Annotated in this window: 18 protein-coding genes, 1 tRNA gene and 1 pseudogene; 10 read left to right on the plus strand and 10 right to left on the minus strand. The window is 57.8% G+C overall.

Annotated features, from left to right (window positions below):
* Nucleotides 1-91, plus strand: a pseudogene (locus tag ACR0CR_RS00005) (universal stress protein); the annotation flags it as partial.
* A 3-nt stretch (nt 92-94) separates the two neighbouring features.
* Here the strand turns inward: ACR0CR_RS00005 and ACR0CR_RS00010 are convergent.
* From ACR0CR_RS00010 to ACR0CR_RS00020, 3 genes are read right to left on the minus strand one after another with little or no spacing between them, the layout of a single operon-like run.
* Nucleotides 95-1,129, minus strand: coding sequence for a lipocalin-like domain-containing protein (locus ACR0CR_RS00010; RefSeq protein WP_480595586.1), 1,035 nt, complete (start codon nt 1,127-1,129; stop codon nt 95-97).
* The gene (locus ACR0CR_RS00015; RefSeq protein ID WP_480595588.1) at nt 1,119-3,533 is read right to left on the minus strand and encodes an FtsX-like permease family protein; all 2,415 of its coding nucleotides are present in this window, start codon (nt 3,531-3,533) and stop codon (nt 1,119-1,121) included. The genes ACR0CR_RS00010 and ACR0CR_RS00015 overlap by 11 nt, the downstream gene beginning before the upstream one ends.
* Nucleotides 3,530-4,177: an ABC transporter ATP-binding protein gene (locus ACR0CR_RS00020; protein WP_480595590.1), complete on the minus strand. Its 648-nt coding sequence runs from the start codon at nt 4,175-4,177 to the stop codon at nt 3,530-3,532. The genes ACR0CR_RS00015 and ACR0CR_RS00020 overlap by 4 nt, the downstream gene beginning before the upstream one ends.
* Nucleotides 4,178-4,321: 144 nt before the next feature.
* Here ACR0CR_RS00020 and ACR0CR_RS00025 point away from each other — a divergent pair, with 144 nt between their 5' ends.
* Complete coding sequence (locus ACR0CR_RS00025) at nt 4,322-4,756, plus strand: ion channel (RefSeq protein ID WP_480595591.1); 435 nt, start codon at nt 4,322-4,324, stop codon at nt 4,754-4,756.
* On the opposite strand, the gene cls is transcribed toward ACR0CR_RS00025, so the two are convergent.
* Both cls and ACR0CR_RS00035 read right to left on the minus strand, forming a co-directional pair.
* Nucleotides 4,753-6,165, minus strand: coding sequence for a cardiolipin synthase (cls, locus tag ACR0CR_RS00030; RefSeq protein WP_480595593.1), 1,413 nt, complete (start codon nt 6,163-6,165; stop codon nt 4,753-4,755). The two genes, ACR0CR_RS00025 and cls, sit on opposite strands and share 4 nt — an antisense overlap.
* A 138-nt stretch (nt 6,166-6,303) precedes the next feature.
* Nucleotides 6,304-7,389 carry an AI-2E family transporter gene (locus tag ACR0CR_RS00035; protein WP_480595594.1) on the minus strand — a complete coding sequence of 362 codons (1,086 nt, stop codon included), beginning with the start codon at nt 7,387-7,389 and terminating at the stop codon, nt 6,304-6,306.
* Between the two features lie 157 nt (nt 7,390-7,546).
* On the opposite strand from ACR0CR_RS00035, the gene ACR0CR_RS00040 reads away from it, so the two are divergent.
* Together ACR0CR_RS00040 and ACR0CR_RS00045 are read left to right on the plus strand one after the other, a co-directional pair.
* The gene (locus ACR0CR_RS00040) at nt 7,547-8,401 is read left to right on the plus strand and encodes a YihY/virulence factor BrkB family protein (protein ID WP_480595596.1); all 855 of its coding nucleotides are present in this window, start codon (nt 7,547-7,549) and stop codon (nt 8,399-8,401) included.
* Nucleotides 8,402-8,584: 183 nt separating this feature from the next.
* The gene (locus tag ACR0CR_RS00045) at nt 8,585-8,779 is read left to right on the plus strand and encodes a hypothetical protein (protein ID WP_480595598.1); all 195 of its coding nucleotides are present in this window, start codon (nt 8,585-8,587) and stop codon (nt 8,777-8,779) included.
* A gap of 3 nt (nt 8,780-8,782) precedes the next feature.
* On the opposite strand, the gene ACR0CR_RS00050 is transcribed toward ACR0CR_RS00045, so the two are convergent.
* From ACR0CR_RS00050 to ACR0CR_RS00060, 3 genes are read right to left on the minus strand one after another with little or no spacing between them, the layout of a single operon-like run.
* A complete protein-coding gene (locus ACR0CR_RS00050; RefSeq protein ID WP_480595600.1) occupies nt 8,783-9,499 on the minus strand; it encodes an RlmE family RNA methyltransferase in 717 nt (238 codons plus the stop codon).
* Nucleotides 9,500-9,529: 30 nt separating this feature from the next.
* The gene (locus tag ACR0CR_RS00055) at nt 9,530-9,886 is read right to left on the minus strand and encodes a hypothetical protein (RefSeq protein WP_480595602.1); all 357 of its coding nucleotides are present in this window, start codon (nt 9,884-9,886) and stop codon (nt 9,530-9,532) included.
* Nucleotides 9,887-9,898: 12 nt separating this feature from the next.
* Nucleotides 9,899-11,011 (minus strand): Ppx/GppA phosphatase family protein, encoded by a 1,113-nt coding sequence (locus ACR0CR_RS00060; protein ID WP_480595604.1) that lies wholly within the window; start codon nt 11,009-11,011, stop codon nt 9,899-9,901.
* Between the two features lie 241 nt (nt 11,012-11,252).
* Here ACR0CR_RS00060 and ACR0CR_RS00065 point away from each other — a divergent pair, with 241 nt between their 5' ends.
* The 3 genes from ACR0CR_RS00065 to ACR0CR_RS00075 are packed head-to-tail and all read left to right on the plus strand — an operon-like array spanning nt 11,253 to nt 13,576.
* Complete coding sequence (locus ACR0CR_RS00065) at nt 11,253-11,549, plus strand: virulence factor (RefSeq protein ID WP_480595606.1); 297 nt, start codon at nt 11,253-11,255, stop codon at nt 11,547-11,549.
* Nucleotides 11,550-11,575: 26 nt separating this feature from the next.
* Complete coding sequence (locus ACR0CR_RS00070; RefSeq protein ID WP_480597482.1) at nt 11,576-12,502, plus strand: methylenetetrahydrofolate reductase; 927 nt, start codon at nt 11,576-11,578, stop codon at nt 12,500-12,502.
* Nucleotides 12,503-12,511: 9 nt separating this feature from the next.
* Nucleotides 12,512-13,576, plus strand: coding sequence for a methyltetrahydrofolate cobalamin methyltransferase (locus ACR0CR_RS00075; RefSeq protein ID WP_480595608.1), 1,065 nt, complete (start codon nt 12,512-12,514; stop codon nt 13,574-13,576).
* 68 nt (nt 13,577-13,644) lie between these two features.
* On the opposite strand, the gene ACR0CR_RS00080 is transcribed toward ACR0CR_RS00075, so the two are convergent.
* Complete coding sequence (locus ACR0CR_RS00080) at nt 13,645-14,181, minus strand: winged helix-turn-helix transcriptional regulator (RefSeq protein WP_480595610.1); 537 nt, start codon at nt 14,179-14,181, stop codon at nt 13,645-13,647.
* A gap of 40 nt (nt 14,182-14,221) precedes the next feature.
* Between ACR0CR_RS00080 and ACR0CR_RS00085 the strand changes: the two genes are divergently transcribed.
* The 3 genes from ACR0CR_RS00085 to ACR0CR_RS00095 all read left to right on the plus strand — a co-directional run bounded on the left by ACR0CR_RS00085 (nt 14,222) and on the right by ACR0CR_RS00095 (nt 15,666).
* Complete coding sequence (locus ACR0CR_RS00085; protein ID WP_480595611.1) at nt 14,222-14,596, plus strand: VOC family protein; 375 nt, start codon at nt 14,222-14,224, stop codon at nt 14,594-14,596.
* Between the two features lie 102 nt (nt 14,597-14,698).
* Nucleotides 14,699-15,526: a polyphosphate kinase 2 family protein gene (locus ACR0CR_RS00090; protein ID WP_480595613.1), complete on the plus strand. Its 828-nt coding sequence runs from the start codon at nt 14,699-14,701 to the stop codon at nt 15,524-15,526.
* A 66-nt stretch (nt 15,527-15,592) separates the two neighbouring features.
* Nucleotides 15,593-15,666, plus strand: a tRNA-Gly gene (locus ACR0CR_RS00095).
* A gap of 16 nt (nt 15,667-15,682) precedes the next feature.
* Here ACR0CR_RS00095 and ACR0CR_RS00100 read toward each other — a convergent pair.
* Entirely contained in the window at nt 15,683-16,540 is an 858-nt protein-coding gene (locus ACR0CR_RS00100; protein ID WP_480595614.1) for a class I SAM-dependent methyltransferase, read from the minus strand.
* Between the last annotated feature and the right edge of the window lie 15 nt (nt 16,541-16,555).

A 16,555-nucleotide genomic window follows, 5' to 3' on the forward strand; every position in this document is an offset into this window, starting at 1 on the left:
ACACAAACCAGACCTCAAAGACTACCTCCTAGGCCCAAACGCCGCCAGAGTCGTCAGACACTCAGAAGTGTCAGTCTATGTCGTTAGGTGAGGATCAGTAGCCTGTCATTTCTAGATAGCCCCGCCCGGAATGGGTGCCTTGAACGACGACGGGTCCTTCCCAATATTCGAAGCTTGTACCCATCCAGGATTTGGGTGTGAGTGCTGTAACTTCAACGTCAACGTCGCGATTTGGTAGCGAAACCTGCCACCGAACGGGCATATCACGCCCCGCGACCTCCGCTTGCTCCAGAGGTTCGAATTGCACCGATCCGTTGGGCAGGCCGATGCCTGATCCGTTCGCGTCGATCCATGTCGCCGCAGTGAAATCGCCGCGAGTACCACGCAGGCGGAAAGCCATGAGCTTGTCGCCGGTATCAAAGCTGAGCGAGAACCAGTCCCAGCCGCTTTGATCTTCGGCCAGCGGCTGCGACGACCATTCCCGATCAAGCCAGCCATTGCCGGTGACTTTGACATCTCCATCGGGCAGGTGAAGGACCCCTTGGACCCGATACGAAGGTTGCGAATAGTAGTAACTGGCTTGCCCGTCTGCGGATTTGACCGAATATCCGTCTTTGCCATGAAAGACGAGCGGACCACTGGCCTGCAGCGAAAGATCGTAGCTGAATTCCGATCCGCTTGCAGTTAGCGACAATGTATCGAAATTGTCGCCGCGCATGTGCCACTCGTCGATCCATGCGTCGAACGGTTCCGCTACAACTCCGGCCTGACCAATGCCGCCGCGCGACAAGCGTTCGGCGAAATAGTGGGTGTCTGGCGTGGTTACGGCGGCGTGTCCCATCCAGATCTGTGGACTTTGCCACCCCTGAACGTCTTCGGGTTTCAAGGCCGAGCGGAACAACGTCCACTGAATGCCATAGTCGCGCCCATCATCGCCGGTCAAGTTGGCAGTCAGATACCACCATTCAATGCGATACGACGGATGCGCGCCGTGGTCTGTGGGAAAGTCAAACCTGTAGCCCGGCTGCGGGACATCGAACCCTTCGACCTTGGTGCCGAGCCCCGCATAGCTCTGCGCCCAAGAACAGACAGGTAGGAGCAAAAAGAACAGGCCCGCCCTAACGTACATTCGCGAAAACCCCCAACAAAGTGGCGGGTGGCAGTTTCCGCAGACGCCACGCGGGCAGTGCGGCGGCTATCGCAGCCGCGAGAAGCGTCAGAGCGAAGAGGCGCAGCCAATCGCCTGGAAACAAATACATTGGCAATCGCCAGCCAAAGGCCTGCACATTGATCACCGCCAGAAGGACCCAAGCCAGAAGCATCCCCAACGGCAGCGCGAGGCAGGCGGTCAGGGCGGCCAGCAAGATACTGCGCAACAGTTCAAGCCGTGCCAGACGCGCGCGGGTCAGTCCCAGGGCCCAAAGAGGCGCGACTTGAGGCAGGCGTTGGGTCCAGAGAGTCAGAAGGCTGGTCAGGATTGCAAATCCAGCCACGCCCAAGGTCAGAATGTTCAGGGCCGAAGTCACAACAAATGTCTTTTCGAAAACGGCCAACGACTGTGCCTTCATTGCCTCCTGACGGACAACAGAAGAAACCGGAAGCTCGAATTGCTCCCGCAAGCCCTGCGCCAATTCCGCCGTGCGATCTGGACTAACGCGCAAGCCGAAGCGCCGGCTTGGGGTGCCCGGCGCAATTCTGTCCAGCGCCTGCATCGAAACGATGGCTTGACCTGTCGGGTTCCCATAGTCGGAATAGACCCCGACTATGCGTAAGGTTTCGTCAGAGCTCAGCCTTAAGTGATCGCCGGGCCAAAGACCGGCGCGACGGGCCAGTTGTTCATTGATCAGGACGGCGTCATGGCCCATCACCTTATCCCAGGCATCAGTGTCGCGGGCAATGAGGGGCCAAAACTCTCGATACGTTGGATCATCCACCACGCCATAAAGAAAGAGAGGACCCGTTTCGTGGCTCACTTCCGTGCTGCGGATCGGCAAAATGGCGTCGACTTGAGGCTCCAGCCATTCCGTGATCGCCGCTCCCTCAGCCTCATCGCGGGCGGTGACGTATAGATCAGACGTTAGGCGTTGGTCCAGCCAACCGATAAAGGTCAAGCGAAAACTGGACACCATGGTGCCGACACCAATATTGGCCGCCAGGGCCAGCAAAAGCGCCATGAGCGCAAGCGACAATCCGGGCAGTTGCGCCCGCATGTCGGCCCAAACCCAATGCGCAATCGGTCCATGGGCACGCCGTCCGCACAGGTCCAGCACGACCGACAGCAGTATCGGAAGCAACAGCGCAGAGCCCGTGAGTAAACCGGCCAACAAGGCAAAGCCCGCGATCAATCCACCCGCAATGGCATAGGTCAGTAAGCCGAGGCCAACCAAGCCAATACCTGCCAGAGCGGCAAGCCGTCGGGAAACTGCGGACCCGCTCCAAGCCTGAATACCCGGCCCCTCGAGCAATGGCATACGTGCCAACCGCCACATTGCCTGTCCGCTTGCAGCAAGTGTTCCTGCCAGCGCCATCGCCAGACCCGCGAGAACCCACCCGGGGCGCAGCGACATTTGGCCATCGATGGGTGCGCCGTATAGGCCGCGCAGGGTGGCGGCGACATCGGGTAGCAGTGCTCCGGCCACGAAATACCCGAGTACAAGGCCCAGTAGTCCGCCCAAGAGAGAAAGCACAAGCAATTCGCAGCAGACGATCCAGATCAGCCGTCGCATTGGCAAACCCAGTGCCCGTAGGGTTCGGATCATCCCGCGCCTTTGGGCAAAGGCAAGGCCGACGGTGCCGTGGACGATAAACAGACCAACCGCAAATGACAGCAGCCCAAAGGCAGTCAGGTTGAGGTGAAAACTGTCGGTTAGTTGCGCCGTATCCAATTGCGCCGCCGGACCAATCCGCCGTAGTTCTGGTGCAACCTTTGACAGCGGCGGGACCGACCGGAGTTGATCCGGCAGAACGATCAGCCTGGAAATCTGACCCACGCGGTTGAGCAGCTGTTCCGCGACCCCGATATCGGTCAGCACCAAGTCGGGCGGTAGCGAGGTGCTTGCGATGACGGGGGGCAGCTCTGGCAGGCTTTGTAGGGCGGGAACCAGAGCAATCGGAGCCAGCAAACGGCCCGGCGCAGTCAAAATATCCGCCGGATCTGGGGGCTCTGCGCTTTGTTCTGCTTCGGCGATCGCGGGCAGGGCGGGATACGTGACCATGTCAACGCCCAGTAAACGGACCCGACGCTCACCTACACGCAGAGATCCGTCAAGGACGGCAGCGACCTGCCAACCCGCGCGGCGCAGATCGACGTAACGAGACAGCGGGATAGAACCCGACGGGTCACGCAGCTCATCAAACTGCCCGAGGGCCAACTGCGCGCTGGCGCGGTTATAACTCGCGCGCGCCTCAGCGTTGATCGCTTGCACAGCCGACCACAGGCAGGTAGCCAACGCGATGCCTGTCAGCAGTGTCACCAGTTGCAGCGGATGCGTGCGCCAATGGGAAAGCAGGGTCTGAACTGCCGGTCCAATCATTGAATCTGACCGCCCGTCAGGTGGGCTTGCGCATCCAGCCGGGCAGCGATGTCTGTGGAATGAGTGACCAACAGCAGGGCCGCGCCGGTATCGGCAACCAGTGACAACATCAGATCCAGCACCACAGCGCTGGCCGTCTCATCCAAGTTGCCGGTCGGCTCATCTGCCAGAAGAAGTTTGGGTCGCGTCGCCATCGCGCGACCAATGGCGACGCGTTGCTGTTGACCGCCCGAAAGGTTTTCGGGGTGCCGGTCCAGCACCTTGGTCAGGCCGAGCCGTTCAACCAAATGTGCGATCCAGTCCGGATCATGCCGTCCTGCAAGCCGTGCGTGGATCGACAGATTATGAGCCACTGTCAGCGACGGGATCAGGTTGAACTGCTGAAACACCAGCGACAGCCTGTCCCGGCGAAGAGCTGCTCGTCCGGGATCGTCCAACGCCGACAATTGCGTGCCATTGACTGTGATCTCGCCGCCGTCGAACCCATCCAGCGCGGCAACCAGATGCAGCAGGGTGCTTTTGCCGCTACCGCTTTCTCCGGTCAGCGCCAGCGTCTTACCTTCGGCCAGTGTCAGCGAGACATTGCTAAGGACAGGACGTCCGCCGGGATAGGATTTTTTAACGTGATCAACGCGCAACAGCATTACAGTCATCCATTGTTTGCCCGCTACAATGTGCGGCGGCGCAACCCGGTGTCCAGAGCAGACAGCCGGTACTTTGATCCATCTCGGGGTTGTTCGACCAATATGATGCCGTCATTGTGAAGCCAGAGCAGTGGGACGGAATATATGATTTTATCGCAGCAAATATTTTGGGGAAGTATCTATCTGGGTATCTGCTTCTTGGCCGAGATAATCCTGCTGACATGGTGCACGTTGGTCATTCGCAAAGTGATCGAGCGTGTAGAAGACAAAAGCCGGATACTGACCACCGCCGCGCCAATTTCGGTCGCGCTGGTTTTCATTGTTGCCATCCACACCTTTCAGGTTTGGCTGTGGGCCATCGTGTGGATATTCAGCAATGTCCTGCCGGACTGGAACACTGCGCTTTATTTTTCCTTGGTGACGTTCACGACACTTGGGTATGGCGACATAGTTCTGGGGGAAGAACTGCGGATATTCGGGGCGTTTGCCTCGGTCACCGGGTTGCTGGCGTTTGGCCTGTCGACGGCGTTCATGGTCGCCTTGATGACGCGCGTCTTTCAAAAAGAGCTATTGAATTAAAGGATTGGCGCGGCCAGCCGGGCCAGAGGCGAACCGAACCGGATATGAAACGGTTGTTGTGACAGATTCCGCGTCAGTTCGTAACTGTTTTCAAAGTCTGTAAGCAGCATATTTGCGGCTGCCTCTGCGGCGCGGCTGTCGAAGAATAGCGCCATCGCTTCGAAGTTCAGCCTGAATGATCGGTTGTCCAGGTTGGTCGTCCCTACGGCGGCCAGCGTATCGTCCACTACGAAGGCCTTTTGATGCATGAAGCCGTCGGTGTATCGGAACACGCGCGCGCCGCAGTCACGGATTTCGTCGAAATAGGCGAAAGCGGCCAGCCAGGGAAGCCGGTGGTCGATGATGTCTGGCACCAGTATCCGCACGTCCACGCCACGCAGAGCGGCATGTTGCAGCGCGGTCATGATGTCGATATCCGGAACGAAGTACGGCGACGCGATCCACAGCCGTTGTTTGGCCTCTGCAATGGCCGAGAAATACATCATCGCGCCTGTCTCGGTATCATCGCCTGGGCCGGTTGCGACCAGCAAAGCGTTCATGTCCTGTTCGGATTCCGATCCGGCCCAATCGAGTTTGTCGATCAGATCCTCATTGCGGGCCCAATGCCAATCTTCGGTGAATATTAGCTGTAGTTGGCGCACGACATGCCCGGTCATCTTTAGATGTGTGTCACGCCAGCGACCGAAGTGAGGGTTTTGGCCCAGGTACTCAACGCCGACATTGTGACCGCCGATGAACCCGGTTTCCCCATCAATGATGACGGTTTTGCGATGGTTGCGGTAGTTGAGTTGAAAGCGGAAGTTCGGCCCGCGTTGCTGGCGCGGATCGGCAACGTCGACACCGGCGTTGCGCAGTGTTTCCAGATAGGCGGACGGCAATCCATAGCTGCCCACGGCATCCGTCATGAACCGCACATTCACGCCACGCCCGACGGCAGCGATCAGTTTCTGTTGCAGCTCCTGGCCCAGAGCATCATCGCGGACGATATAAAACTGGATCAGGATGTAGTTTCTGGCCGCGTCGATCGCTTCGAATATGGCTTTGAATGTGGCGTCCCCATCAATCAGCAGTTCAGCGCCATTGCCGCGCGATACGGGTAAATGGGCCAGTGCCTCGAAAGGGCGGGGATTGATCCGCATCGACTCTGCGTCGGGCTGAGAGAAATCTGCAAATGTCTTGATTCCTTCGACTACGCGTTCGCTTTCCTGACGTGCCACGCGATAGCCGCGAAACCGGTGGTGCCCCAGAAACAAATAAAGCGGAATGCCCAGCATCGGAGCCGAAAGCAGGAACACCACCCAGCCGACAGCACCCTGAGGTGTTCGCGCCGTTTGCGCAGCGCGCACCGAAAAAACGACCGCTACGCAGAACAGTGCGAATACAAAAACAGATACAAACAAAGTCCACATAAGCGCGCCGTTCTATCCATTGAGTTCCGGTCAGTCTAAAGGTGCGTACGTGGCTTTGCCATAGTTTTACGCCCGGCCATTGTCGCGGATGACCCCAAAATTCTCTTTGTTCCTGAACGCTTGCAGGGTCCGAGCGCTTTAGTCGTTTGTGCTGACCCGATCTTCGTCGGCCAGCCGCCCGTCCAGCGACATCAGGATGGCCACAGGGCGCAGGGCTGGAATGTGGCTGAAGATAATCAGTAGACACACGGTCAATGGAACGCTGAGGAATGCGCCGATCAGACCCCAGACTGTGGTCCAGAAGGTCAGGGCCAGAATTACGAGAAATGTGGACATGTTTAACGATCGACCCAACATGGCCGGGTCGACAAAGTTGCCGATCAGGAATTGCAACGTTCCACAGCCCAACACGATGATCAGGAACGGACCGATCGACTCGAATTGTACAAGTGCGATCAGGGCGGGAAAACACACAGCGATGATCGAGCCGATCGAGGGGATGAAGTTCAAGGCAAAGGTCAAAACCGCCCATGTCTCGGCATATTCCAGACCCAACGCTTTGAAGACCGCGTAACTGATGGCCGCCGTGATCAGGCTGATCAAGGTCTTAACGCCGACATAGCGTTGCAGGCTAAAGGAAATCGCATCCAGAACCGAGGCCAAGTCCGCGCCGAATTTCGGGTTGCCCGCCGCCAGTTGTATCTTTTTGCGAAAGGCCAACCGTTCGGCCATCAGGAAAGCGACATAGAGGCTGATCAGAAAGAATTGATTGAGCAGCGAGGTCGCGCTGCCCAACAAAACGCGCGCCACATAGGACATGTCGATGCTGACCAAATTGTCCCGGATAAACCGGGTGACATCGTTGCCAACAAGACCCGCGATCCGGTTCACCGCATTGTCGAACTGGCTTTCATAGGTGTTGATTGAGCGCGCGAACTGCGTGGCTTGGCTGCCGAGGATGTACATGATCATGAACAGTCCCGCCAGTACGACGGTCACACCGGCAATGTTGGCCAGCCACACCGGCGCGCGCGTGAGGGCAATCACCCGATCGCTTAGCGCGATGATCAGCACGTTGATCAGCAGGGCCATCGTCAATGGGATTAAAAAGCCGGCACCCGCATAAAGACCCAGAACGCCGAGCGTCGCGATGATGGTCACATCCCGCAGAACGCTAAGGGACATGCGCGGTCGGATCGTGCGGTCGGGCAGTTCTGAACTCATGGGTCGGCCTTGGGCTGCAACGCTGTAGTAACGCCAGGCAACTCTGCACAGGCTATGCGCTTTATGCAATGCACACAGGTGGTTAACCGAGGGAATTTGGCACTGAACCGGCATTCCCGGGGTTCTGCCGAACCTTAAGGCGAGATAACAATTGAATATGAGACGAACTGCGATTCCCTCGCCCGGATTGTATTTGCGCGCACTTTGGATGGCACTGGGCCGGTTCAATAACAAAAATGGCATGATCATGAGCAGCCACGTCGCGATGTCGTTGATGCTGGCCCTGTTTCCTTTTGTGCTGTTCACGGTCGCTTTGGCTGGTGCCTTGTCGCAGGGCTATGTCACGGATGAATTGATTGAACTGATCTTCGGGGCCTGGCCCAGCGATGTTGCCGACCCGATCGTAGCGGAACTGCGCGCAGTGCTGGCCAATTCAAGCTCTGGTGTCATCACGATTGGTGGTCTGTTGGCGATCTATTTTGCCTCGAACGGAGTCGCCGCTGTGCGCCAGGCAATGACGCGGGCTTATCACGATCACGACAGTTGGCCATTCTGGAAAACGCGCTTGCTGTGCCTCGGGCTGGTGATCGTGGGTGGAGCGGCCATTCTGGCAATCGCGGCTGTCGAAGTGGTCTTGCCCGTCTACACGCGCCTTGTGTCAGAAAAAACGGCCGTTGACGTCGATACATGGCTGTCTGTTGATCGGTTGCGGTGGACGTTCACGGTGGCGGTTCCAGCGGGGACCGTATTGCTTGCGCATCTGATCCTGCCGACGCGGCGGCATAGCGTGTTCCAGATTTTGCCCGGCGTCATTCTGACCTTGGCCCTATGGGCCGCAGGGGGGTGGGGGTTCTCAATCTACATCGCGCAATTCGCCACATACAGCGCGACCTATGCAGGCTTGGCAGGCGCCATGGCTGCTTTGATATTTCTATACCTCTGTTCAGCGATGCTAATCTTGGGGGCCGAATACAACGGAGCACTTATCGATTTGCAAAGAAACGACGACTGAACTCTGTAGCTTCCTTTTGGCAGAACACGCTTTTGCACGCGGCGGCAGGGCGGTCGCTAATCGCGTTCAAGGTGTTTTTAGACCAAGCCATGCGGCGTTGAATCGGCAGATTTGCGCCACGCTCCGGGCTCATTTTGCCATTAGGTTGGGCTTTAAAGCAGGTCTAAAATCAAAAGGTAAGATATGCCCAAACGTCCGGCAACCGATATTCAGCCTCTGACCAAAGCGGGAAAAACGACCCTGGATCAGCGCATTGAGCAGCTTCGCGCACGCGAACCGTCGGATATCAGCCGTGGTCAGGCCTTGATGTTGCGGGGTGTCGCGATCTCGTCTCTGCGCGAACAGCGCCTCTCCGGGAACAAGATCGACCTGAGGTAGCCGCTAACCTCGGAACCCCGTAGCGACCACGAATTTTTCGGAACTGTTCGACCGTGATGCGGGCGGCTTCACATTCGCCACCTTCTCAAACTTCTGTTTCAACAGCTTCTGCAAATCGCCCTCGGCGCCACCGGCCAGTACTTTGGCAACAAATGTGCCGCCCACTTCCAGAACGTCAAAGGCGAAATAGGCTGCTGTTTCACACAAAGCCATGATGCGCAGATGGTCCGTCTGTTTGTGGCCAGAGGACGCGGCGGCCATGTCTGACATCACAACATCAGCCTTACCACCCAGCCAATCCTTGACCTTTTGGTCGGCATCGTCCTCCATGAAATCCAGAACATAGGTCTCTGCGCCCGCAACAGGTTCGACCTCTTGCAAGTCCACGCCGAGAACGGTTCCAATCTTTTTGCCTGATTTCTCGCCCAGCGCATTGATGCGTTTGACCGCGACCTGACACCAGCCACCGGGCGCGCAGCCCAGATCAACCACCCGTGCGCCGGGGACGAGGAACCGGAATTTGTCGTCCAATTCCAGTATCTTGAACGCCGCGCGTCCGCGGTACCCCTCGGCCTGAGCACGTTTGACATAGGGGTCGTTCAACTGTCGCTCCAGCCAACGGGTGGAACTGAGCTTACGTCCGCGCGCGGTTTTGACCTTGACCTTCAGGTCGCGTTGTCCGCGCCCCGAAGTGTTTTTGCCACTGGGTGTCTTGGCCATGAAATCGGTCTCCTGAAGGATGCAGGGCCTTTAGCGTTTCGCCGCGCTGGCATCAAGCCATTGGGACGGCATGTCTTTCAATAGCAGATCGGGCCAAGGGGACGAAACGCCAAAGGCCAGCCAACCCAAACCATTTACAACTTTGTGTGTGCGCGAGTCCGGAGCTGCGCCGGAATATGTGAAACTGTGCAAGAGCGTCAACGCGTCTTTCTGCTGATCCTCAGCAACGGCAATTCCGATCCCGCCAATAGCAAGGGCATAGTGCGGCAGCGTGTTCGCGATTTGAAAGCCGGGACAGAAGACATCAAAACCCTGCGCTTCCAGCACGCAGATCGTTGTTGCCGCCGTCGAGGCGCGATAGGCGATGGCTATGGTGGTCAGCGGCATGAAAAACGGGCGTCAGAATGGGCCGTCTTCTAACACGCCGTCCGCGCTCATCTGCGCATAAAGCAGGCCTTCGCGCAGTCCACGGTCTGCAACAGAAAGCCGGTCGGTGGGCCAGCACCTCAGCAGCGCCTGCAATATGGCGGACCCGGACATGATCAGAGCTTGCCGATCATCACCGATCCGCGGATCGCGCCGCCGCCCCTGAGGGCCGAGGTCAAGATACCCGCGAATGACTTTGTCAATTTGGTCGCTGGTCATGCGCAGACCATCCACTTTCGCGCGGTCATAGCGTTTTAGTCCCAGGTGAGAGGCCGCAACCGTTGTAACCGTTCCGCTGGTGCCGACGATCTGAAAACCTTCCCGGGCCTGTTCGTCCTTGTATGGCGCAAAATCGGCCAGGTTTTCCTCAAAGAACCAGCTCATCAGCGCAAATCGGGCCGAGTCGTCTTCGACATCGTTGAACTGGTCGCGAAGCGTCGCCACACCTAGCGGGACGCTGATCCAATCAACCACCTTGGCCGCAGGAAATGGGCTTTCGGCTGTGTGGAACCCGTTGTGCAGACGCATAATGGCCGCCGGGCGGTCGCGACGCGGAACCGACGAAATGTCGATCCAGACCAATTCGGTTGAGCCGCCACCGATGTCCACGACCAACAGTTGCTCGGTTTTTGTAGAAACCAGCGGTGCGCAGGAAATAACCGCCAGACGGGCTTCTTCCTCGGGCTGAATGATCTCCAACGTCAGGCCGGTTTCCCGTTTGACTTGCCTTATGAAGTCGCGCGAATTCTTGGCCCGGCGACAAGCCTCGGTCGCGACCAGACGCATCCGTCTGACCCGGTTCCGTTTTAGCTTTTGCTGGCAAATCCGAAGCGCTTGAATGGTGCGCGCCATAGACGACCGGGACAGCCGCCCGGTACGCTCCAACCCCGAGCCCAACTGAACGGACTTGGAAAAGCTGTCAACCACATGAAACCCGCTGCCATTGGGCTGGGCGATCAACATGCGGCAACTATTTGTTCCCAAATCCAGCGCCGCATACAACGCATCTGGATCGGGTCTATCCGGCGCGGGGCTTTCGACCGCCTTCGGGAACGCGCCCGCACCTTTGGGACGCTTGGGCGCCATCTTCAACGCCCTCCGATTTTCGAGTTACCCCGACCATATGGTGCGCACCTGAATCGCGCAAGACGCTCATTAAAGTGATGAGTATTTTGATATGCGCGTTTGTCGGACAGTCCGTTACAAGGTTGGCATGCCGGCGTAGGCAAAAAGGTCGCTGGAAATGCGCCTTGTGTCGAAATTCGACCGACCTGCGCCCATATTGAAGTTTAGAACCGGCCCATCTGGTTAGGAGGAATCACGCAAGATGCCTGACGTCACCATCGTTTACTGGCGCGACATTCCCGCCCAAGTCATCGTCGGCAAAGGCCGTCGTGGCGCAAAGCGGCAGTTGGAAGAGAGGTTCGAGCAGGCCATCGACCGTGCGGCCATGAAGGTGAACGCCAAGGACAGCGACGCCTACCTGGCCGAATGGCGCAAAGCCAAGCCTTTTGCGGTTGAGGGCGACCCGTCCGATATCGCCGAAGCTGAAGCAACGCGTTTGGAAGCAGAGTATGATCAGGACCGTATCAAGGCACTGATCGCAAATGACGGTTGGGCATGAGCCCCAAATCTATGTGGGAGGCCGCTATGGCTTTGCTGAACTTCAAGAAACGTGATGCCGTAGAAAACGGCCCGGTGAACCCGACTGTCGAAGCCTTTTTGCAAGGCTATTCGATCGAGGTGATGCCGCGCACCGCCGAAAAGGTCGAGGATTTTCGCGCGCTGCTGCCCGAAGGCACCCGCGTTTACATCGCCCATATCGAAGGCACTCCGATCGAGGATATGGTCAAGACCGCCAAGCGCATCGCTGCCGAAGGCTACCCGGTCATGCCGCACTTTCCGGCGCGGATCATCAAGGATGCGGCGACTCTGGAAAACTGGATCTCGATGTATCAGGGCGAAGCGGGTGTTGAGCAAGCGCTGCTGCTGGCAGGTGGCGTTGAGAAACCGCATGGTGAATTTGACAGCTCTATGCAGCTGCTGGAATCCGGTCTGTTCGACAAAGCGGGCTTCAAACGGTTGCACGTGGCGGGCCACCCCGAGGGCAACAAGGATATCGACCCGGACGGGTCGACCAAGAATGTCGATGACGCGCTGCGCTGGAAACAGAAGTTCAGCGAGACCACCGATGCCGAAATGGCATTGGCCACTCAGTTCGCATTTGACGCCAAGCCGATCATCGCGTGGGCCGACAGCCTGAAAGAGGCGGGCATCGACCTGCCGATCCATATCGGCATCGCGGGTCCTGCCAAGTTGCAGACGCTGATCAAATTCGCCATCGCGTGCGGCGTTGGCCCCTCGCTGAAGGTTCTGCAGAAGCGTGCGATGGATGTCTCCAAACTGCTGCTGCCCTATGAGCCGACCGACGTGATCACCGAGCTAGCCAACCACAAGGAAGCCAACCCGGATTTCAACATCACCAACGTCCACTTCTTCCCGCTGGGCGGGATCAAGACAAACGCCAACTGGGCGATCAATAACGGTGGCGCTTCGGCAAAGCCTGCAAACTCCTAAGGAACGGACATGACCCGTACAGTCGTAGAATCAAAAACAAAAACAGCCGTTCTGGGCTTTGATGAACCATTCTGCGTCATCGGTGAGCGGATCAACCCCACCGGCCGCAAGAAGCTGGCCGCCGAGTTGGAAGCGGGCGATTTTTCAACCGTCGAGAAAGACGCTTTGGCACAGGTCGCAGCAGGCGCGACCGTTCTGGATATCAATGCGGGCGTCGTCTACAACTCGAACCCGAACCCCAACGAGACCGAGCCGCCGCTGATGCGCAAGATCGTTGAACTGGTACAGGGTCTGGTTGATGTGCCGCTGTGCATCGACTCGTCAGTACCTGGTGCTTTGGAGGCCGGTCTTGCAGCCGCCGAAGGCCGCCCGTTGCTGAACTCGGTCACCGGCGAAGAAGAGCGTCTGGAACTGGTTCTGCCGCTGGTCAAGAAATACAACGTGCCGGTTGTCGCGATCTCGAACGATGACACCGGGATTTCCGAAGACCCTGACGTGCGCTTTGCCGTTGCCAAAACCATTGTGGAACGTGCTGCCGACCACGGAATTCCCGCCCATGACATCGTCGTTGATCCGCTGGTCATGCCCATCGGCGCGATGGCCACGGCTGGCCAGCAGGTGTTTGCTCTGGTCCGTCGCCTGCGCGAGGAACTGGGCGTGAACACCACCTGCGGTGCGTCCAACATCTCGTTCGGTCTGCCGAACCGTCATGGCATCAACAACGCGTTCCTGCCGATGGCGATGGGCGCTGGTATGACCTCGGCGATCATGAATCCGGTGGCTCTGCCAGTGACACAGAAGAAGATTGCGGAGAAGAAAGAGGCCGTCGCCGCCGCAGGTATCATCCTGCCCGAGGGCATGGACGATGAGACCTTTGTACAGATGTTCGGTCTGGGCTCGACGCTGCCGCGCGCCGGTAAGGAAATGGAGGCCATTCGTGCCGCCAATTTGCTGACCAACAACGACGCGCATGGTGGCGAATGGATCAGGTTCAACAAACCACCTGCCGAGGCTGGTGCCGAGGGTGAAGGCGCCCGCGGTCGTCGCGGCGGGGGCCGTCGCCGCCGCGCCTGATCGTTTCGAGAGCTGAACTTAGAAAGGCCGGGTATCCACCCGGTCTTTTTTGTTGGCGGGTTCGTCGTCTACAGGTGAAGCCCGATTGCCCGGTTGACCTCTATCCCGGCGTTCACCGCACAATAGGTGGGAAAGGGTGCCCGTGCGGACGTATCAATGCTGCGGTGGATCCATTCACGATCTTCCAATTGGTGCAACGTGGACGACAAGGCGCGGTCGGTGATCCGATGAAGCGAAGTTTTTATGGTCGAAAAGCGTTGCGGGCTATCCGTCAATGCGAGGATCGGCACGGACCAGCTGCGCCTAAGCACAGCAAAATCGGCTTCATCAGGAATGGCGGAGACGATACGGGCCGCAACTTCGGCAGCCTTAATTCCTTGTGCAGTCAATTTGAATTCTGGGCGCAAAGGATGTCCGTGACCCGGATTTTTCTCCAAAAGACCAAGCTCGAACAGATGCGACAGACTCGCCGCAAAAGACGTGCGGCTTGCCTGCGTTGCGCTCAGCAGCGGAGCCTGACGCCCCGGAATACCTCTATGCAGTGCTGCCAGAATGTTCAGTGACCAAGCACGCGAGGTCAGCTTGACAAGTGCGTCAATGTCCATAAAGTATAGTTACTATAATTTTGAACAAAAGGAAAGATCGATGGCTTTGATTTCTCTGGATGATACGATCACGCTGGCTCTGTCAGTTCGGGACCGCCACGCCAGCGCCGACTGGTACGGATCGATGTTGGGCTTCGACCTGATCCATCACATTGACGAGGCTGGCTGGAGCGAATTGCAGACCAAAACGCCGGGCGTGACGCTGGGATTGGGCGAACAAGCCGAACCGGCGCCCGGCAATACTGTTCCGGTTTTTGGGGTTGCTGACATCGCCTCAGCCAGAACGGCGTTGGAAACCGCAGGTGTCAAGTTCGATGGTCCGACCGAGACAGTAGAGGGGATGGTCAGCACCGCAACTTTCTATGATCCGGACAACAACGCCTTGATGTTGGCGCAGGACCTTACCAAGGGATGACGCTAAAACCCGTCTCTGGATGCTAAGACTCTAGCTTTCCTTGCAAAACGACCGGGTTCCGGGAACAGTGGTAAGGGCTATGGCAAGCTTATAGGTGGCCCCATGTCCATACACCATCCGCCTAAACTCTCGGACACGGATTTGACCAAGCGTCTGGGGAAAAAGAACTATTTCGACCAACTGGTTGATCTGCAGGCTCAATTGGCGCTCATCCAGCAGGCGTTTCTGTTTCATGGCGTCAAGGGCGTGCTTGTGTTCGAAGGTTGGGATGCCGCTGGCAAGGGCGGCACCATTCGTCGGATCAGTCAGGCGCTTGACCCGCGCAGTTTCAAGGTCTGGCCAATTGGCGCGCCGCGAAATTACTACCTGAACCGGCACTACTTGCTGCGGTTTTGGGAACGACTCCCGCCTGCAGGAGCGATCTCGGCTTTTGACCGTAGTTGGTATGGCCGCGTCATGGTCGAACGGCTTGAAAACTTCACCCCGGAACATCGCTGGCGTGCGGCGTATCGTGAGATCAATGACTTTGAACGGATGTTGGTGGATGACGGCACACGGATCGTAAAACTGTTCTTTCATATTTCGCCCGAAGAACAGATGGCACGTTTTACCGAGCGGCTGCGCAACCCGATGAAGCGTTGGAAACTGACTTACGAGGATTTCCGCAATCGCGAACGCTGGGCCGAGGCAGAAGTGGCCGTGGATGAGATGCTGGCCCGAACCTCGACCGAAAGTGCCCCGTGGCATGTGATCCCTGCGAACAACAAAAAGTATGCGCGGATCAAGGCGATGCGCGCAATTGTTGATGCGTTTTCCAAGGATGTTGATCTGAACCCGCATCATCTGGACAAACGTACTCTGGATGCGGCGAGTGAGGCGTTGGATGTCGAGCAATCGTTGATCGACAGCCTGCGCGCACGCACGGAATGATCGCTTTGAAGGATGCCGAAAGGCGCTTGCAGCCGGTCCGGCGACAATGCTATCCAAATCGATGCGGCGGGTATGATGTAATGGTAGCCTGTCAGCTTCCCAAGCTGAACGCGCGGGTTCGATTCCCGCTACCCGCTCCACGCTATTCCGACTGGCTCATTCTGCCCGACGGGCCTGAAACAGGTTGATGACCGCCGGGATTTCGACGCCGTTATTGCCCTCGAATAGCTCAACTTTCTTAGCGACATCTGCTTCAATGGCCGCTACGTCATGGTCCGTTCCATTGAAATGGCTGATCACACGGGCCGCCGGTCCAACTCGGGTACATAGTGCTGCGGTGCCTTTCACACCGTTGAATCCGGGCAATTTCAAGGGCACGGGGTCAGCTTGGATGTCGGTTAGTGCGGCGTCATTCATCATTCCGGCCACGTGGTCCAGATCGTGAAACGCAAGCGGACCGGGAGCGTATCTTCCATATTTGGGCGGATTGCCCAGCCGCGCGGTGGCGGCGATGTGCGGGATCCTGAACCACGGATTGGTCGAAAGTGGTCCCCAGGCGGCAAAGGTCATCTGCCCTCCGGGTTTCAGCGCGCGAGCGATATTGCGGAAGGCGGCAACCGAGTCCTGAAAGAACATGACGCCGAACCGAGAAATCGCGGCATCGAATTCGCCCTCGGTGAACGCATGTGTTTGGGCGTCCGCGAAAAGAAAACTTATATTATTCAGGCTTTCAGCACGCGCGCGTTCTTCGGCTCGGTCCAGAAAGGCCTGAGAGATATCCGCGCTTTGAACATGACCCGAATTGCCAACGCGTTTCGCCGCAGCAAGCGAACTGACGCCGGTGCCGCAGCCGATGTCCAACAACCTCATCCCTTCGCCGATATTGGCGCGGTTTAGGACAAGGTCCAATACCGGTGTGAATACGTGATCCAGCTGATCCTCGTATGTCAGCCATTTCACGCCGGATGGCGACTTGCCCCAATACTCAGCCTGTTCTTCGTTCGGTGTGTGCATTGGGGCCTCCGGCGC

It is taken from the genome of Ruegeria sp. AM2, from assembly GCF_056540685.1.